The following is a 16,949-nucleotide window of genomic DNA, read 5'->3' as shown; positions in this document are numbered from 1 at the left end:
GATTCAGGGACGCACGTAAGTGGTCTTGACCACGGTGTAGAAGTCGCGGGCGTATTGCCCTTGTTCGCGCGGACCGAAACTCGAGTTTTTGCGCCCGCCAAACGGCACGTGGTAATCGGTGCCTGCGGTGGGCAGGTTGACCATCACGCAGCCGGTGCGGGCGCGGCGCTTGAAGTCGCTGGCATGACGCAGCGACTGGGTGATGATCCCGGCGGTGAGGCCGTACTCGGTGTCGTTCAAGACCGCCAGCGCCTGTTCGTAGTCGCTGACCCGGATCACGCAGGCAATCGGGCCGAAGACTTCTTCGCGGTTGATGCGCATGCCGTTATGACTGTTGATGAACAGTGCCGGACGCATGTAATGCCCGGCTGGCTCCCGCGCCAGCAGCTCGCCGCCTTCGACCAGGGTGGCGCCTTCTTCCGCGGCAAGCTGCAGGTAGTGCAGGTTCTGCTCCAGTTGGCGGGCTTCGGCCACCGGACCGATCTGCACCCCTTGTTCGAGGGCGTGGCCGACCTTCAGCTGACGCATGCGTGTAATCAGTGCGTCGACAAAACGGTCATGGATGCCGTCACAGACAATCAGCCGCGACGAGGCGGTGCATTTTTGCCCGGTACCGAAGAAGGCACCGTTCAACGCGCATTCCACGGCGATTTCCAGATCAGCGTCATCGAGCACCACTAGCGCGTTCTTGCTGCCCATCTCTAGCTGGCAGCGCACCAGGTTGCCGGCCGTGGCCACCGCCACTCGGCGTCCGGTGGCCAGTGAGCCGGTGAAGGTCAGCGCGTCGATATCCGGCGACTGGATCAGGCTCTCGCCCACGACACCGCCAGTGCCCATGACCAGGTTGAAGGTGCCGGGCGGCAGGGCCTGGCGGCTGATGATTTCGCTCAGGGCCCAGGCGCTGGCGGGCACCAGGTTGGCCGGCTTGAACACCACGGCGTTGCCGAAGGCCAGGGCCGGGGCAATCTTCCAGGCCGCAGTGGCCATAGGGAAATTCCACGGGGTGATGATGCCGACTACACCGACCGGTTCGCGCTGCACTTCGATCTCGATGCCAGGGCGCACCGACGCGGCCGTCTCGCCCATCTGCCGCAGGACTTCGGCGGCGTAATAATGGAAGAACTGGGCAGAGCGATTGACTTCGCCGATACCCTCGGCCAGCGGTTTGCCTTCTTCGCGGGAGAGCAGCTCGCCCAGCTCGTCCTTGCGCGCCATCAACTCGTTACCGATGGCCATCAACACCTGTTGGCGCTGCTCCAGGCCAGTGGCCGCCCACAATGGCTGGGCGTCACGGGCTGCCCCGATGGCGTCCAGGGTTTGTTCGGCGCTGGCCTGGTGATAGTGGCCGACGATGTCTTCGACATCCGAAGGGCTGTGGTTGGCGATAACGGTCTGGCCTTCACACCAGTGTCCAGCGATGTAGTTCTTGCAGGGTTGCAGTGCCATGGGGAACCTCCGATTGCGTGGTTCCCATCATGAGAGTATTAATCTGCAAACAAAAATTAATAATAAAAATGAAATGATAAGGAAAACTTACCGTGTTGCCCGAGCTGAAGATCACCCAATTACGCTATTTCGTGCTAGTCGCGCAGCTGAAAAGCTTCCATGGCGCCGCCAAACAGGCCTATCGCACGCAACCGGCACTGTCGTTGGCGGTTCGGGAGCTGGAACAGAAGCTGGGCCAGGCTCTTTTCGAAAAAGGCGGCAAAACCGAACTGACGCCCTTTGGCGAGCACTGTTTGCCGCTGTTCCATGACCTGCTGGCGCATCACGACCGGATTGCGCGAGAGGTGAGTTTGCTGGCGCGGCATGAAATCGGTCAGGTCAGCATCGCCACGGTGCCGTCGGTGGCCAGTCGATTGCTGCCGCATTTGTTGGCGGGATTTGTCGCCGAGCATCCGAAGCTGCAGATCAGCATTCAGGACGGTAATGCCGACAGCGTCCAGCAACTGTTGCTGCAGGGGCAGGTGGACTTCGCGATCAGCAGTGTCTGGATGCCCGATGAGCGCATTGATTTTGTGCCGATCCTGAGTGACCAGGTGGGCGTGGTCTGCCGCCATGATCACCCGTTGGTAGAGGCGGGCGGGGCCTTGCACTGGTCCAGCCTGCAGGCGTATCCGCTGGTGCGCAATGGCACCTCTCGGTTACTCGAAGGCACGGCGGCGGCGGGGCTGCTAGAGAGCAGTCTGCTGTTCGTCTCCAACATGATTTCGCTGATCGCGATGCTCGAACAAGGCATTGGCATCACGACACTGCCGTCCCTGGCGTTTCCCCAGGGCAATGAACAGCTGGTGTTTCTGCCGCTTTCAGAGCCGAAAGTGGAACGTCAGATCGGTATCCTGTGCCGCAAAGGCCACAGCCTGTCGCCCGCGGCGGCCGAGTTGATGGGTTTTTTGAAGGAGAATATGCGCATGACGGCCATGCAAAGCTGACGCGCAATTGTGGAAAACGCCAAATCCCTGTAGGAGCCGGCTTGCCGGCGAAGACGGTCTCGAGCCTTGCAGCGACCATGAAGACGCCTTCGCCGGCAAGCCGGCTCCTACAACGGGGTCATGTCCCCCAACCTTCTCTTACCGCGCGCCGAATGCCCTCCAGCAACATCGCAAAGGCCGGGTTGTCATTGTTCTCGCGCCAGATCAGATGCAGCTCGCTCTGCACGCCTGCCCCGAGGTCGATGTCGCGAAACACCACGTTCTTGAACACCACACTGGTGGCGCAGCGCGGCACCAGGGCCAGGCCCATGCCGGCGTTGACCAGGGCCAGAATGGTCAGCGATGAACCGAGCCATTGCACGTACTCCGGTGCCACCCGGGCCGAGCGCAGCATGCCGGTCAGCAGTTCGTTGAACGGCGGATAGGCCGCGTGGGAATACATTAGAAAAGGCTGGGCATCGAGATCCTGTACCGACACGCTGTCGGCAGTGGCCAGGCGATGCCTGTCGGGAACGGCCAGGACGAATGGCTCGCGCACCAGGCATTCGGTGGCGTAGCCCGGCTCCAGCAAGGGCGCGCGGACGATACCCAGGTCGATCCGGCGAGCGCGCAAAGCTTCGTGCTGCTGGTAGGTGTTCATCTCCGACAGGTCGATTTTGACATGGGGCTGCTTGAGGCGGGCTTCGGTGATGACCTTGGGCAGGAACTCATACACCGCACTGCCAACGAAGCTGATATTGACCGAGCCGATATCGCCCTCTGCAAAACGCCGGGCGGTGACGGCGGCTTGCTGCGCCCGCTCCAGCAGGTTTTGCGCTTCGATGAAGAACGCCCTACCGGCAGCGGTCAGGGCGACGCTGCGGGTGGTACGGGTGAACAGCTCGACGCCCAGGTGATGCTCCAGCAGTTGAATCTGTCGACTGAGGGGCGGTTGCGTCATGTTCAGGCGTTCGGCGGCGCGACGGAAGTTGAGTTCGGTTGCCACCGTGGTGAAGCAGCGCAGTTGCGTCAGTTCGAACATTGATCTAATCCAGGTATCAATCGAATGCCAAGTTAGATTAGACGGGATCAATGTCGGCGTCCATGATCGGCTCGCCCCTAAAAAAACAATGATCGGGAGTCGCCCCTTGAATACCCTCCAGTGTCCGCCGGATCCGAATGTGCTCGCCCGCGCATCGGCCAAGGTCAAGCGCCACGTACTGCCGCTGTTTGTGGTGATGTTCATCGTCAACTACATCGACCGGGTCAACATCGGCTTCGTGCGCAGTCACCTGGAAACCGACCTTGGCATCGGCGCGGCGGCCTATGGACTGGGTGCCGGGCTGTTCTTCATCGGTTACGCCATTTTCGAAGTGCCCTCCAACATGCTGCTGCAACGCTACGGTGCCCGCGCCTGGCTGACTCGCATCATGTTTACCTGGGGCGCTGCCGCCATGGCCATGGCCTTTGTCCGTGGCGAAACCAGTTTCTACGTGCTGCGCTTCATCCTCGGTGCGGCCGAGGCCGGTTTTTTCCCCGGCATCATTTACTACTTCACCCAATGGCTGCCGTCGACCGAACGCGGCAAGGCCATGGCGATCTTCCTCAGCGGCTCGGCCATTGCCTCGGTGATCTCCGGCCCGGTGTCCGGCGCGCTGCTCAACGTCAGCGGGATGAGCCTGCACGGCTGGCAGTGGATGTTCCTGATTGAAGGCTTTGCTTCCATCGTGCTGTGCGGGTTTGTCTGGTTCTGGCTGCAATCCCATCCGCGGGAAGCGAAATGGCTCAGCGCGGAAGAAAAGGGCGCGCTAGTCGCTGCCATCGCCCTGGAACAGCAGGCCCGCGAAGCGGTGCAGACCGTCAAGCCCTCGATGTTCAAGCTGCTGGCGGACAAGCAGATCGCGCTGTTCTGCTTCATCTACTTTTCCATCGCCCTGACCATCTATGGCGCCACGTTCTGGCTGCCGAGCATGATCAAGAAAATGGGCAACCTTGGCGACTTCCAGGTCGGCCTGTTCAACTCGATCCCGTGGATCATTTCGATCATTGCGATGTATGGCTTCGCTGCTATGGCCAGCAAGTGGAAATACCAACAGGCGTGGGTAGCGGTGACATTGGTGATCGCTTCCTTTGGCATGTTCATGTCGACCACCGGCGGGCCTATCTTCGCCTTCGTCGCCATCTGCTTCGCCGCCATCGGGTTCAAGGCTGCCTCGGCGCTGTTCTGGCCGATTCCCCAGGGCTATCTGGATGCGCGCATCGCCGCAGCAGTAATCGCCCTGATCAACTCCATCGGTAATCTTGGCGGCTTCGTCGCCCCGACCGCGTTCGGTTTCCTGGAGCAGACCACCGGTTCCATCGAAGGGGGGTTGTACGGTCTGGCAGGCACCTCGCTGGTGGCGGCGGTGGTGATCTTCTTCGCCCGCACGGCGCCCCGTGGCGATGTCTTTCGCGCGCTGACCGGTAAAGCCGCCGACAACGCGATCCCACAACACGCTTTAAATCACACCGTCATGAAACCTGATGCAAAGGGAGCAGCCTCTTGAAAATCAAACGAGTCACCGTCACCCCCATCGCCTTCCGTGACCCGCCGCTGCTCAACGCCAGCGGTATTCACGAACCCTTTGCGCTGCGCTCGATCATCGAAATCGAAAGCGACAATGGCTACATCGGGCTGGGGGAGAGCTACGGCGATGCCCCGGCGCTGGCGATCCAGCAGCAACTGCAATCGCAACTGATCGGCCTCGATCCGTTCAACCTCAATCAACTGCGCAACATCGTCCAGGCCACCGTGGCGGCGAACAAGCCTGCGAGTATCGCCGGTGCGGAACTGGCACCGGGCTCCCATGCCAGTAAAGCGGTGAGCAACGCGTATTCGGCGTTTGAAGTAGCGTTTCTGGATTTGCAGGCGCATTCGTTGAACGTGCCCCTGGTGGATCTGCTGGGCGGTGCGATCCGCGACCAGATTCCGTTCAGCGCCTACCTGTTTTTCAAATATGCCCAGCACGTCGACTCACCCTACAAACCGGACAATTGGGGCGAAGCCCTGAATGAAGAGCAGATCGTCGCCCAGGCCCGGCGCATGATCGAGACCTATGGCTTCAAGAGCATCAAGCTCAAGGCAGGCACGCTGGAGCCCGAACATGAAGTGTCATGCATCAAGGCGCTGAAAAAAGCTTTCCCTGGTTACCCGTTGCGCATCGACCCGAACGGCAACTGGTCGCTGGAAACCTCGATTCGCATGGCCGAATTGCTCGGCGACGACCTGCAGTATTACGAAGACCCGACACCTGGCCTGGAGGGTATGTCAGAGCTGCACAAGCGCACCGGACTGCCGCTGGCGACCAACATGGTGGTCACCGACTTTGATGAATTTCGCCGCAGCGTGGCGTTGAACAGCGTGCAGATCGTGCTCGCCGATCACCATTACTGGGGCGGCCTGCGCGATACCCAGGCGCTGGCGAAAATGTGCCAGGCCTTTGGCCTGGGCGTATCGATGCATTCCAACTCGCACCTGGGCATCAGCCTGATGGCCATGGCGCATGTCGCCGCATCAGTGCCCAACCTCGATTATGCCTGCGACACCCATTACCCCTGGCAGGAGCCGGATGAAGAGGTGATCAAGGGCGGCAAGCTGCCGATCGTCGACGGTTGCGTGAAGATCACCCGCGCACCGGGGTTGGGGCTGGAACTGGATCACGATCAATTGGGCAAGCTGCATGACCAGTACCTGACCTGCGGCATTCGCCAGCGCGATGACGTGAAGCAGATGCAGCGTTACAAGCCGGAGTGGAAGGCGATCAAACCACGGTTTTGAGGTCAGCCAGCAAACATTCGATTTGCGTCAGTTCCCAGGCGCTGAGCAAGCTGACGGGGTCAGTGCGTTGCCAACTGTCGAACACACCCTCGCGGCCGTCCGGGCTCTGGCAGTGCTGGCAATGACGCAGGTGATTGCCATCGACTTCGAGGGTCAGCCGCCAGCCCTCGATATCGACCTGCATCAGGCCCGCCGCGGACTGTTCGCCGATTCGCTGCAAAGGGCGAATGCCCAGGGCGGCGTCGCGCATTGACTGGTAAACCTGGCGGGCGGTAAGCGCTGTCACGGCTGTCTCCGACGGATGGGGGGCGGTAGGAGCAAGCTTGCTCGCGATGATCGTAAACGATAACGCGATTCTCCTGAATGAGCGTAGAAGGCGGCCTCAAGCCTTGCAGCGCCCATGCGGACGCCTTCGCCAAGCCGGCTTCGACAGGGTTCGGGGTTGACCACAATCCATCTGCACACCAGTGATCCCTGTAGGAGCTGGCTTGCCAGCGAAGGCGGCCTCAAGCCTTGCAGTGCCCATGCAGACGCCTTCGCCGGCAAGCCGGCTCCTACAAGGCTTGGCGTCTTCCACAATTTGGCGGTATGCAGGTGATAGTGTCGATACCGGAGCCGGCGATTGTGGTGATCGCCCGGGCAGTCATTGAATTGCGGACTCTTGCAGGTATAAAAAAACCCGGCAGACGATGCCGGGTTTTTCGTTGAGTGTCACGGTAAAACCATTCATTTACGCCGCACGGCTTTCGATCAAGCGATCGGAACCACCTTCGGCAACACGATTTTCGATCAACCGGTCCGAACCATCGGCAGCCACGCGATTCTCGATCAAACGATCCGAACCATCGGCAGCCACGCGGTTTTCGATCAGACGATCCGAACCATCGGCAGCCACGCGGTTTTCGATGAGACGATCCGAACCATCAGCAGCCACGCGGTTTTCAATCAACCGGTCCGAACCATCGGCAGCCACGCGATTCTCGATCAAGCGATCCGAACCATCGGCAGCCACGCGATTTTCGATCAGACGATCCGAGCCATCGGCAGCCACACGATTCTCGAGCAACCGATCCGAACCACCCTCAGCCACGCGGCTTTCAATCAAACGGTCCGAGCCGCCTTCTGCGACAACCGGGTGGGTAGAAGTAGCAGCGAAAGCGTTAACTGCAAAAACCGAGAAAGCGATGCTGAGGATGGTTTGGCGTTTCATGATGTGTGCTCCGGGGGAGTTATTGGTTGGTATGGATGCGATGTTACGCCGCGGAGTTTTTAAGAGAACTTCATTGCGTTGATGGTGACTATCGACGTCGGCAATGGATGGTTTTGCGCAGCGCGCCCTGTTTTTGTTTGCCTGCCCGACCGATATCAGAGAAGCTCCCCGGGCCAGTCTCGGGCGGGTTGGCTGCATGATCGAATGGTTCAGGGATGCGTTGAATGACACTCAGGGTAATGGTGGTCGGCGGCTACGGAAACTTCGGCAGCATCGTTTGCAGGCGTTTGATCGCGATGCCAGGCGTCGCGTTGGTGATCGCGGGGCGTGATTCTCACAAGACACTGCACAAGGTCACTGAGCTGCACGCCAGCTCAGGTCGAGCCTGTGAAAGTTGGTGCGGCGATGCCATGGACTCAACGTTCATCTCTACATTGCAGGTAATGGGCATCGACTGGGTGATCCACACCGGCGGCCCGTTTCAGGGGCAGTCCTATGCAGTGGCGCAAGGCTGCATAGCCGCCGGAGTGAATTACTGCGACCTGTCTGACTGTCGCACCTTCGTCAATGGCATCGATGCACTCGACGAACGAGCAAAGCAGGCAGGCGTTGTCATCCTCAGCGGTTGCAGCTCGGTGCCGACGCTGTCATCCGCCATCATCGACGAGTATCGCCACCGTTTTCAGCGCATCGACTCGATCGAGCATGGCATTTCTTCATCGGCCAAGATGCCGGGTCTGTCCACTGTCGAGGGTGTGCTGGCCTACGCCGGCAAGCCCATCAAACAACTCAGGAACGGTCAGGTGCATGACGTGTCGGGTTGGCAGGACCTTACCCTGCGTAAAATGCCGCCGCTGGGGACACGGGTGCTGGCCAATGTAGACGTGCCGGACATGGATATCTTCCCGAGTCGTTACGGGGCCAGGACCTTGAGCTTCAAGGCGGGTCCGGGTCTCAAGCTTGGTGGTGTGGCTAACTGGTTACTCGCCGAAGCGCTGAGAATCGGTCTGGTTCGCGACCCTGCGGTCTGGGCGGCACGCTTGCATCGCTGGGGTACCTGGTTCGAGCACTTCGGCGATGGTAAAAGTGCGATGTACATCGACGTCAAAGGGCTGGGCAGTGATGGGAAACCGCTGTCGATGACGGCGCAACTGACGGCCAACAATGACAAGGGGCCGGAGATTCCGAGCTGTGCGGCCGTGGCCCTAATGTCGAAAGTCGTCCAGGGCTACTGTCCCGAACCCGGTGCCCGGGCCTGCGTGGGCGAAATCAGTGTCGAAGAGTACATGGCCGCCATAAACGATCCGGCAAACCTGCAGCTGTGCGTACGCTTCTCTGACGAGCAGTCTTGAACATGCTGTACCTGTGCCTGAAATACGTTCATGTCATCGCCGCGATCTTCCTGTTTGGATTCGGCATGGGCTCTTACCTGTATTTGATCTCGGCCAGCCGCTCGGCCAACCCTCAAGTGATCGCCCACGTGGCCAGGATGGTCGTGCGGTTCGACACCTGGATTACTACGCCAGCTGGCTTGATCCAGATGACGACCGGCTACCTGCTGATGCAGCTGTCCGGACTGCCATTGACCACGGAATGGATCCTGACGTCGCTGATCATCTTCCTGTGCGTCGGTTCGCTTTGGCTTCCGGTGTTAGTGTTACAGAAGCGACTTCATGTCATGGCATTGAATGCGGTCGACACAGGGCAGGATCTGAACGATGAGTATCGGACGGTTTACAACAAATGGTTCTGGCTGGGGATTGTCGGTTTTACGGGAATGTTTGTGATTGTGTTGATGATGGTGACAAAAATGACGCCGGCGCAAATGGTCGAGATGTTGGGAATTCAATCATGGGGTTAAGCAAACGCGAGCAAGCGCACATCGAACGGCGACTGGTCGTCACGCTCACCGAGGCGTGCGAGACGGCCAAGGCGGAGCTGGTCGGTTTCGCCTGGCTGACCCACGAGATCGACTATGCCGAGTTTCCTTCCAGCCTGAGGGTGGTCTGGGTGTTCGAGACGCAGGCACAAAAGAATCAGGCACTGGCGAGCGGGCAGGGTGGACGCATGATTGAACTGACCGCTCAGGCGTTAACTGAAGCGCAGGTTACGGTCAGTCCGGTCTCGGCCCATGTGCAGTTCGATTCAGAAGAAGAATGTCAGCGTGCCAATGGTGGGAACTGGCCGCAACGTCTGGCGCGCAAGCACTCGCCGCGCAGGTGATCGAGTGCCGCCCGGAGCAAACTCGCTCCCACATTGGGACGGTGTCCGGCGCAATCTCGCCGACACCATCAGTCACCTGTGGGAGCGAGCTTGCTCGCGAAGACGGCGGCACATTCAACATCGCGGCGACTGACGGACCGCTATCGCGAGCAAGCTCGCTCCCACATTGGGACGGTGCCAGGCGCAAATCTCCCGGACACCCGCACCCCCCTGTGGGATCGAGCCCGGCAGGCGACCGGCAACCCGATAGACGCACTGACACGAACTATAGTGAGAGATCCGGCGCGTTACGGTTTATGGACAAGCCCGATCGGGCGGCAAATCCATGATGCGAGGCGTGCCGGCTGTCCTCTTACGAAGGAGCCAAACCAGGCCTGATCCGATGAGCAGGCGAGTTTTGCAATTCACCTGAGCGCGCGTAAACGACGTCTTCACCCACCCCCCCCCATAGAGGCGACTCGATCGGGATGTGCGTCGAAGGCAGTTTTTTTACCTTTTCAATCAGGAGATCATCATGTCCCAGCTCGAAAAAGTACTGTACACCGCCAAAGTCCACACCACCGGTGGACGGGATGGCGCGTCGCGCAGCGATGACGGGCGTCTCGACGTCAAGCATTCGTCCCCTGGCGGCCCGGGTGACGGCACCAATCCGGAACAGTTGTTCGCCGCCGGTTGGTCCGCCTGCTTCATTGGTGCGATGCAGGTGGCGGCGCGCGAAATGCAGGTCAAGCTTCCGCCTGACCTGAGCATCGATGCCGAAGTTGACTTGGGCACCAATGCGGGCGGCTATCTGCTCCAGGCCCGCCTCAACATCAAACTGCCGGGCATGGACCAGGAAACGGCCCGCAAGCTGGTGGATAAAGGCCATCAATTGTGTCCGTATTCCAAGGCGACGCGGGGCAATATCGAGGTCGAGATCAACCTGGTCTGAAGCCGGACTGTCATCGCAAGGGTGGGGCCGGCGCTACACCCTTGCGATGGATTGATGGACAGGCAAGTCGATACACTGCTGTGGTTTGTATCGGTACGTATCCACCGCCCCGACAGCTACCTTCGCATACAAAACCATGGGTTTGGCGACACTTGCGCGATACACGGCGGCCTCCCAATAGAGCCACCGCATCCGCGGCAAACCTGGCGCGGCCTTGCCGTGTAATCCCCTGGAGAAATGCGATGTTCCGTATCAACTTCCGCAACACCACTGGCTTGCTGGCCATTGCCGCCAGCGTGGCGCTCACTGCCTTCGCAGGCGTTTCCCAAGCTCAAGAATCGAAGGCTCCCGCTGAAGCCGGCCGAGCGTCGCAGCCGGCCAAAAGCTGGCAGACCGGAATCCACCGCACCGACCTGTTGAAACGCGACCTGGATGTTTCCGGGCGTGAGGTGGTTCAGGTACTGGTTGATATCGATCCGGGTGTGTCATCGCCCAAGCATTCTCACCCCGGTGTGGAAGTTGCCTACGTCCTGGAGGGCACGTTCGAGTATCAGCTCGAGGGACAGCCACCGGTAACGCTCAAGGCCGGTGAGTCCCTGTATATCCCCGCTGGCACTGCGCATGTCGCGAAGAATGTCGGTGCAGGCAAGGCGTCGGAGCTGGCGACCTATATCGTGAAGAAAGGCGTGCCGGCTGTAGAGCTGTCCAAGTAAGCGCCACCAATGTCAGCAGGTAAAACGCATTCCCTGTGGGAGCGAGCTTGCTCGCGATAGCGCAGTGTCAGTCAACAAGTATGTTGAATGTTAAACCGCTTTCGCGAGCACGCTCGCTCCCACAGGTTCCGCATTTCAATTGACGCCTTGCGACTCGGTGATCCATTTGCCGACCGTCGGCGCCTGCCACTGCGCCAGCGCATCGATCAGCGCTGACGGGTCGGTGTCGAAGATCAGCATCTGGCTGTGTTCGCGTTTCATGAAACCCTCTTTCACGGCATGCTCGAGCAGGGTGCGAACCGGATCGAAAAAAGCGCCGGTATTCAGGCAGGCGACGGCCTTGCGGTGTTCGCCCAGTTGCGTCAGGGTGGCCGCTTCAAACAGTTCTTCAAAGGTCCCCAGGCCGCCTGGTAACGCAATGAACGCATCGGCCCATTCACTCATGCGCATCTTGCGGCTGCGCATGTCCTGCGTCACTTCGTGTCGGGTCAGCCCGGGATGAAGATGCCCGAGTCCAAACAGCAGATCGGTAATGATGCCGACCACTTCACCGCCTGCGGCGAGCACGGTATCGGCCATCACCCCCATCAAGCCCTTGTCGGTGCCGCCATAGACCAGGCGTATATCGCGTTTGGCGATTTCCCTGCCCAGCGCCCGGGCCCCTTGGGCATATTCGGGGTTGAAGCCGTGGTTGGAGCCTGAGAAAACGGCAATGCTGCGAAGCGGGGCAGGCGTGGACATCGGATGATTCCCGGTGGATGGCAAGCACCGATGATGCGATCCGTCGCACTGGCGAGAAAGGTCCAAGAACCGGCTGTCGGAGTGGGCCATGATCCACTGCATTACATCAACTCGAGAATGCGCCTTCCCAGTTGTTCGGCGCTGCCTTCGCAGTCGATGTTGGCGAACCCGAGCAGCAGCGCGGAATCGGCCTGGCCCTGGATGCTCCAGTCGCTCAGGGCTTCGGCATAAATACCCGCCTGCTGCAGACGCTCGACCAGCAAGCGATCGGACTGTGGTTCCTTGAATCGCAGGATCAGGTGCATGCCACCCGGTTGCGCATCGATGCGGATCAGGTCGCCCAGGGCTTTGCTGAGCCCACGCGCAGTCATCTCCCGGCGTTCGCCATAGAGTTTGCGCATGCGCTGGATATGCCGGGCAAAATGACCATCCGTCACAAACGTGGCGACGATGGCCTGGGTGAGTTCCGGGCAGCCGCCGAGGAATATCTGGCTAACCTGTTCGAAGCGTTCGACCTGCGTCGGCGGCACTACCAGGTAGGCGAGACGGATGCCAGGAAACAGCACCTTGCTGAACGTGCCGCAGTAAAGCACCCGGCCATCGCGATCCAGGCTCTTGAGCGCGGGCAGCGGGCGGCTGATGTACCGGTACTCGCCGTCGTAATCGTCCTCGACGATCCAGGCCTGCTCACGGCTCGCCCACTCCAGCAGCTGCAAGCGTCGCGGCAGTGACAGCGACACGCACAACGGGCTCTGATGGGCCGGGGTGACTACTGCCGCACGCGCGCGTGTCGAATGGCTGACAGCGTCCTCGACTCGCATGCCGTCCCGGTCGACCGCAATCGGGGCCACCTCCATCTGCAGATGTTCCAGTAACTGACGGGTCGGCAGGTAGCCAGGGTCTTCCACGAATACACGATCGCCAGGTGTCAGCAGTGCGTGAGTGATCAGTGACAGGGTATTGCGGTATCCCGAGGTGATGAACACCTGGGCGGGCGAGCAGGTAATTCCCCGTGCAACCTGCAGGTAGGTGGCAATCGCGCTGCGCAGCGAGGTCAGTCCATAGACGGAGGGATTGGCCATGTCCGGGATCCGGGTCGCCCGCACGCAACGCGCTCCGATTTGCGCCCATATTTTTCGTGGGAAAGCGTCCAGCGCGGGAAGGGCCATTTGAAACGGCAGGACCGGTGCCTTGTGCCTGATGGCGGGACTTGTCGCCGACCCGGCTGATCGCTGTGCGGGGGGCGAAAGGGCGCTGACGTCGATGCCCGGCGCCACCACCGTGCCGGCCTGGCCACGGGACTGGATGTACCCTTCGGCGGTCAGCAGTGAATACGCGGTGTCGATGGTCCCTCGCGCCAGTCCGAGTTCGTTGGCCAGCGCCCGGGCCGCGGGAATCCGCTCCCCCGGTGTGAGCACACCGTCAGTGATCGCCGCGCGGAACCGCCAGTAGATCTGCCTGTAGATGGGTTCCGGGGAGGTGAGGTCCAGGGGTGAAAGGTTGTTGATTGGATGGGTCATGGCTGCGGACAGTGTGCTCGTTGTTTTTTTATCAAGAAATCCGGCATCACGGCAGACGAAGCGGTGTGCATTGCATGGGTATTGCCCAGACCTGCCGAGACGCTGCCAGCGTGTTTTTTTCTCTCGTAAAGGGGCGCAAGATAAGTGACTGGACGTTTGAACAAGGTGTCGTGGTGAGCTTGCAAATAGCCATCTCGGGCACCACCGGCAAGGACATCTGAACGAATAACAGGATGAGCGCGTTCTCTGTCGAATGCAGGGGCCGGAGGAGGCGTTTTGAACCCGTTCCAGCTCAGACCCGGTGCCTCAACCATAAACATGTTGCTTCAGGCATGCCTGCAACGCCGCGATGCCGTGCCACCGACTTTAACGGAAAAAGCGGTCATACCGGGTATCCCCAATGCGCGCTACTGGATGGACCAGGACCTCGGTCCGTTCATTCAGGATGCCATTGCGGCCAACAAGAGAGAGCACGAGGCGCTCATGGCAACCGGCAGGCCTGACTCCATCCTGCCGCTGGCAAGCATGCTGGCCATTTCCGGTGGTGGCGACGCCGGCACCTTTGCCGCGGGGCTCATTGCAGGCTGGACCCTGCATGGCACTCGCCCGGTGTTCAAGATTGTCACGGGCATCAGCGCCGGTGCCCTGGTGGCCCCGTTCGCGTTCCTCGGGCCGCAGTACGATTCGGTCATCCAGCGTATCTGCAACGCCGTCGGGCCGAAAGACATTTTCCGTGCGCGTAATGTCCTGGCTCGGCTTGCCAGCGATGGAGCAGCCCACAGCAAGCCACTGGCGCGGCTCATCGCGAAGTACATCACGCCCGAGGTGCTGGTGCAGATCGCGGCGGAATATGCCAAGGGCCGAATCCTGATGATCGGCACCACCGACCTTGATTCCGCGCGGCCGGTCACCTGGAACATGGGCACTATCGCCGCCAGCCGGGCGCCGGGGGCGCTGGAGCTGTTTCGCAACATCATGGTCGCCTCGATGAGTATTCCCGGCGCCGTTTCCCCGGTCATGATCGATGTGGAAGTCAACGGCAAACTGTTCCAGGAAATGCACGTGGACGGCGGCGTCATCACCCAGATGTTCCTGTACCCGCCAGGCACCGTGATGGCAATGAACAAAGTCCCGGGTGCACCCATGCGCCATGAACGTCATTTCTACGTCATTCGCAACGGCAAGCTGGAACCGCAGTGGTCCGGGACGAAGCGTCGTACCTTGAGCATTGGCGGTCGAGCCATCAGTGCCCTGATCCAAACCCAGGGCATCAGCGACCTCGATCGAATCTATCGGATGGCGAAGCAGGATGGGGCCGACTTCAATCTCGCCTATATCGGCACCGACTTCGGCTTTTCCCGCAATCATCGATTCGATGGCGAGTACATGAAGCGCTTGTTCGAGTACGCCTTTGAACTCGGCGCCAAGGGCTATCAGTGGCATAAGTTGCCGCCGGGCCCGGTGCTCTGGCTGCCCTACGAGTAATACCGGCGCCGCCGGGGTGGCCCAGGCAGTGAGTCGGGTCATCGATTCGAAGAAAAATATGCGTGCAGCGCCTGGTCCGCCTTGCGCCTGGCCTCCACAACGGCATCCGGCCCCAAGGCAGTGCCTTCCACCGAGAAGAACGTTAGTCCATGCAGCCCGATCATGCCCAGTACGGCGGTCAGATAGGGCATCAGAAAATCCGGCTGACGCGGGTTCACTCCGGTAAACCTGCCGCCCGAGGCCACCGCTACAAACACCGGACGGTCACGCAGCAGGCTGGTTTTACCCTGCGCGCCGACATTGAAGGTGCGACGAACCCGAGCGACGTGATCGATCCAGACTTTCAGTGCGGCCGGTACCGTGAAGTTGTGCATGGGCGTGCCAATGACCACCACATCGGCACTCTGCAGTTCCTCGATCAACTCACCGGAACGGGCAAGAGAGCCTTGTTGCGAAACGTCTGCGGACGACTGTTGGGAAATCGCGTAATCCTCATCGACTTGCGGCAGTGCATCACCCCCCACGACCCGGTTGATGACGGTTGCCCCTGGCTCGCTATCGAGTAGAAAACCGATAACTTTTTTCGACAGCCGATAGCTCTCGGAGGCTTGTCCGCGAGGACTGCACGTGACATGGAGGATTTTCATGATTCACCTCGTTTCTGAAGATGCTGATGTGAGGGGAATCACTCTATGGAGCTTATGACCTACAACAAAGGTCCATGAATGGAGTTATTGAGTGGGCCATGATTGCCAGCGTCGGAAAAATCATGGCCCAGATTGGAATGCCAATCATGGACCTTATCAAATAGGCCAAGCCGCAGCACGATGGCGTCTCTTATCAGTAAACACAAGGCCCCATCATGAGTAACCGTATCGACTACTCCAAAGCTTCACCTGAAGGTTACAAGGCATTCGGCGGCGTCTACGTCTGCCTGCAAAACAGCGGTCTGTCCCACGAACTGATCGACCTGGTCTATCTGCGGGTCTCGCAGATAAACGGCTGCGCATTTTGCATCGACATGCATTCTCGCGATCTGCTCAAGCTCGGCGTGAGCGTGGACAAGCTGGTGCTGGTCCCGGTGTGGCACGACGCAGGTGATGTCTTCACCCAGCGCGAGCGTGTTGCCCTGAGCTGGGCGGAAACGGTCACTCGCGTCGCCGAAACCGGCGTTCCCGATGCCGACTATGCAGCCGCGGCTGGCGAGTTCAGCGATAAGGAACTGGCCGATCTGACGTATGCAATCGGCTTGATGAACGCTTTCAACCGCTTCGGCGTTACGTTCCGTTCGAAACCTGCCGCTGCCAACAAGGCTTGATCGACCCTTTGGAACGCTCAAACGGTCTCGCCAGGCGATAGCGCCTGGCGAGTCAACTTACGGACCGATTTCACCAAGGGCTATCACCATGGCATGGGCATTATTGGGCATCGCCGGCATTCTCGAAATCGCCTTCGCTTTCTACATGAAAGGCTCTGAAGGTTTCACCCGATTGATCCCCGGATTGCTGGCGGCCGTCACCGGCTTGTCGAGCGTTTTTCTGCTTTCACTGTCACTGCGGACTCTACCGGTCGGTACCGCCTATGCGGTCTGGACCGGCATCGGCGCGGCGGGCACCGCGATCCTGGGCATGGCGCTGCTTGGAGATGCGACCACGGCGCTAAGAATATTGTGCATTGTGCTGATCCTGGCCGGCGTAATCGGGCTCAGGCTGGTTTCGGCAAACTGAAGCGGCTAACGCCGGTCAATTAAGGAAATTCGGCCCCCTGTAGGAGCGAGCTTGCTCCGGGCGGCGTTCCGACGATGGACTCAAGAGCTCCGCGTTTAACCAGCAAACACGGGTTATCGTTAACGACCATCGTCGGAACGCCGCCCGGAGCAAGCTCGCTCCTGCAGGGGG

The 16,949-nt window shown here is 60.1% G+C and carries 19 protein-coding genes; 12 read left to right on the top strand and 7 right to left on the bottom strand.

Annotation, left to right across the window (positions count from 1 at the left end):
- Positions 1-3: 3 nt before the first annotated feature.
- A complete protein-coding gene (locus J2W17_RS09420; protein WP_307332795.1) occupies positions 4-1,446 on the bottom strand; it encodes an aldehyde dehydrogenase family protein in 1,443 nt (480 codons plus the stop codon).
- A gap of 92 nt (positions 1,447-1,538) precedes the next feature.
- On the opposite strand from J2W17_RS09420, the gene J2W17_RS09415 reads away from it, so the two are divergent.
- Complete coding sequence (locus J2W17_RS09415) at positions 1,539-2,432, top strand: LysR family transcriptional regulator (protein ID WP_307332791.1); 894 nt, start codon at positions 1,539-1,541, stop codon at positions 2,430-2,432.
- Positions 2,433-2,550: 118 nt separating this feature from the next.
- Here the strand turns inward: J2W17_RS09415 and J2W17_RS09410 are convergent, their stop codons facing one another.
- Positions 2,551-3,453 carry a LysR family transcriptional regulator gene (locus J2W17_RS09410; protein WP_307332788.1) on the bottom strand — a complete coding sequence of 301 codons (903 nt, stop codon included), beginning with the start codon at positions 3,451-3,453 and terminating at the stop codon, positions 2,551-2,553.
- Positions 3,454-3,559: 106 nt separating this feature from the next.
- Between J2W17_RS09410 and J2W17_RS09405 the strand changes: the two genes are divergently transcribed.
- Together J2W17_RS09405 and J2W17_RS09400 are read left to right on the top strand one after the other, a co-directional pair.
- Complete coding sequence (locus J2W17_RS09405) at positions 3,560-4,957, top strand: MFS transporter (protein WP_307332785.1); 1,398 nt, start codon at positions 3,560-3,562, stop codon at positions 4,955-4,957.
- Complete coding sequence (locus J2W17_RS09400; protein WP_307332782.1) at positions 4,954-6,228, top strand: glucarate dehydratase family protein; 1,275 nt, start codon at positions 4,954-4,956, stop codon at positions 6,226-6,228. Before J2W17_RS09405 ends, J2W17_RS09400 begins: the two co-directional genes overlap by 4 nt.
- Here the strand turns inward: J2W17_RS09400 and J2W17_RS09395 are convergent.
- Positions 6,212-6,514, bottom strand: a complete 303-nt coding sequence (locus tag J2W17_RS09395) for a DUF7693 family protein (RefSeq protein WP_307332779.1) — start codon at positions 6,512-6,514, stop codon at positions 6,212-6,214. The two genes, J2W17_RS09400 and J2W17_RS09395, sit on opposite strands and share 17 nt — an antisense overlap.
- 444 nt (positions 6,515-6,958) lie before the next feature.
- A complete protein-coding gene (locus tag J2W17_RS09390) occupies positions 6,959-7,438 on the bottom strand; it encodes a phage infection protein (protein ID WP_307332777.1) in 480 nt (159 codons plus the stop codon).
- A gap of 224 nt (positions 7,439-7,662) precedes the next feature.
- Here J2W17_RS09390 and J2W17_RS09385 point away from each other — a divergent pair, with 224 nt between their 5' ends.
- From J2W17_RS09385 to J2W17_RS09365, 5 genes are all read left to right on the top strand, one after another.
- Positions 7,663-8,790, top strand: coding sequence for a saccharopine dehydrogenase family protein (locus J2W17_RS09385; protein WP_307332774.1), 1,128 nt, complete (start codon positions 7,663-7,665; stop codon positions 8,788-8,790).
- Positions 8,791-8,792: 2 nt separating this feature from the next.
- Complete coding sequence (locus J2W17_RS09380; RefSeq protein WP_307333335.1) at positions 8,793-9,299, top strand: DUF2269 family protein; 507 nt, start codon at positions 8,793-8,795, stop codon at positions 9,297-9,299.
- Positions 9,290-9,661: a hypothetical protein gene (locus J2W17_RS09375; RefSeq protein WP_307332771.1), complete on the top strand. Its 372-nt coding sequence runs from the start codon at positions 9,290-9,292 to the stop codon at positions 9,659-9,661. Before J2W17_RS09380 ends, J2W17_RS09375 begins: the two co-directional genes overlap by 10 nt.
- 514 nt (positions 9,662-10,175) lie before the next feature.
- Positions 10,176-10,592, top strand: a complete 417-nt coding sequence (locus tag J2W17_RS09370; protein ID WP_307332768.1) for an organic hydroperoxide resistance protein — start codon at positions 10,176-10,178, stop codon at positions 10,590-10,592.
- Between the two features lie 242 nt (positions 10,593-10,834).
- A complete protein-coding gene (locus tag J2W17_RS09365; RefSeq protein WP_307332765.1) occupies positions 10,835-11,305 on the top strand; it encodes a cupin domain-containing protein in 471 nt (156 codons plus the stop codon).
- A gap of 135 nt (positions 11,306-11,440) precedes the next feature.
- On the opposite strand, the gene J2W17_RS09360 is transcribed toward J2W17_RS09365, so the two are convergent.
- A complete protein-coding gene (locus J2W17_RS09360; RefSeq protein WP_307332761.1) occupies positions 11,441-12,046 on the bottom strand; it encodes an LOG family protein in 606 nt (201 codons plus the stop codon).
- A gap of 101 nt (positions 12,047-12,147) precedes the next feature.
- Positions 12,148-13,566: a MocR-like pyridoxine biosynthesis transcription factor PdxR gene (pdxR, locus tag J2W17_RS09355; protein ID WP_307332758.1), complete on the bottom strand. Its 1,419-nt coding sequence runs from the start codon at positions 13,564-13,566 to the stop codon at positions 12,148-12,150.
- A 74-nt stretch (positions 13,567-13,640) separates the two neighbouring features.
- Between pdxR and J2W17_RS09350 the strand changes: the two genes are divergently transcribed.
- Positions 13,641-13,787 (top strand): hypothetical protein, encoded by a 147-nt coding sequence (locus J2W17_RS09350; RefSeq protein ID WP_307332755.1) that lies wholly within the window; start codon positions 13,641-13,643, stop codon positions 13,785-13,787.
- A 97-nt stretch (positions 13,788-13,884) separates the two neighbouring features.
- Positions 13,885-15,051 carry a patatin-like phospholipase family protein gene (locus J2W17_RS09345; RefSeq protein WP_307332752.1) on the top strand — a complete coding sequence of 389 codons (1,167 nt, stop codon included), beginning with the start codon at positions 13,885-13,887 and terminating at the stop codon, positions 15,049-15,051.
- Between the two features lie 38 nt (positions 15,052-15,089).
- On the opposite strand, the gene J2W17_RS09340 is transcribed toward J2W17_RS09345, so the two are convergent.
- Entirely contained in the window at positions 15,090-15,698 is a 609-nt protein-coding gene (locus tag J2W17_RS09340; protein WP_307332751.1) for an FMN-dependent NADH-azoreductase, read from the bottom strand.
- Positions 15,699-15,913: 215 nt separating this feature from the next.
- Between J2W17_RS09340 and J2W17_RS09335 the strand changes: the two genes are divergently transcribed.
- Positions 15,914-16,369 carry a carboxymuconolactone decarboxylase family protein gene (locus J2W17_RS09335; RefSeq protein ID WP_307332748.1) on the top strand — a complete coding sequence of 152 codons (456 nt, stop codon included), beginning with the start codon at positions 15,914-15,916 and terminating at the stop codon, positions 16,367-16,369.
- Positions 16,370-16,457: 88 nt separating this feature from the next.
- Positions 16,458-16,778, top strand: coding sequence for a DMT family transporter (locus tag J2W17_RS09330; protein ID WP_307332744.1), 321 nt, complete (start codon positions 16,458-16,460; stop codon positions 16,776-16,778).
- Positions 16,779-16,949: the final 171 nt, after the last annotated feature.

Source organism: Pseudomonas lini (genome assembly GCF_030812475.1).
Lineage (GTDB): Bacteria > Pseudomonadota > Gammaproteobacteria > Pseudomonadales > Pseudomonadaceae > Aquipseudomonas > Aquipseudomonas lini_A.
The sequence above is the reverse complement of the archived record's forward strand: the minus strand, read 5'-3'. Positions and strand labels throughout refer to the sequence as shown.

Excerpts from the sequence above, each read along its gene's own strand:
- J2W17_RS09380 (WP_307333335.1), top strand. The coding sequence starts at position 8,793 with ATGCTGTACCTGTGCCTGAAATACGTTCATGTCATCGCCGCGATCTTC.
- J2W17_RS09410 (WP_307332788.1), bottom strand. The coding sequence starts at position 3,453 with ATGTTCGAACTGACGCAACTGCGCTGCTTCACCACGGTGGCAACCGAA.
- J2W17_RS09390 (WP_307332777.1), bottom strand. The coding sequence starts at position 7,438 with ATGAAACGCCAAACCATCCTCAGCATCGCTTTCTCGGTTTTTGCAGTT.
- J2W17_RS09370 (WP_307332768.1), top strand. The coding sequence starts at position 10,176 with ATGTCCCAGCTCGAAAAAGTACTGTACACCGCCAAAGTCCACACCACC.
- J2W17_RS09365 (WP_307332765.1), top strand. The coding sequence starts at position 10,835 with ATGTTCCGTATCAACTTCCGCAACACCACTGGCTTGCTGGCCATTGCC.
- J2W17_RS09330 (WP_307332744.1), top strand. The coding sequence starts at position 16,458 with ATGGCATGGGCATTATTGGGCATCGCCGGCATTCTCGAAATCGCCTTC.
- J2W17_RS09385 (WP_307332774.1), top strand. The coding sequence starts at position 7,663 with ATGACACTCAGGGTAATGGTGGTCGGCGGCTACGGAAACTTCGGCAGC.
- J2W17_RS09420 (WP_307332795.1), bottom strand. The coding sequence starts at position 1,446 with ATGGCACTGCAACCCTGCAAGAACTACATCGCTGGACACTGGTGTGAA.
- J2W17_RS09340 (WP_307332751.1), bottom strand. The coding sequence starts at position 15,698 with ATGAAAATCCTCCATGTCACGTGCAGTCCTCGCGGACAAGCCTCCGAG.
- J2W17_RS09345 (WP_307332752.1), top strand. The coding sequence starts at position 13,885 with ATGTTGCTTCAGGCATGCCTGCAACGCCGCGATGCCGTGCCACCGACT.
- J2W17_RS09360 (WP_307332761.1), bottom strand. The coding sequence starts at position 12,046 with ATGTCCACGCCTGCCCCGCTTCGCAGCATTGCCGTTTTCTCAGGCTCC.
- J2W17_RS09350 (WP_307332755.1), top strand. The coding sequence starts at position 13,641 with ATGGGTATTGCCCAGACCTGCCGAGACGCTGCCAGCGTGTTTTTTTCT.
- J2W17_RS09375 (WP_307332771.1), top strand. The coding sequence starts at position 9,290 with ATGGGGTTAAGCAAACGCGAGCAAGCGCACATCGAACGGCGACTGGTC.
- J2W17_RS09335 (WP_307332748.1), top strand. The coding sequence starts at position 15,914 with ATGAGTAACCGTATCGACTACTCCAAAGCTTCACCTGAAGGTTACAAG.
- pdxR (WP_307332758.1), bottom strand. The coding sequence starts at position 13,566 with ATGACCCATCCAATCAACAACCTTTCACCCCTGGACCTCACCTCCCCG.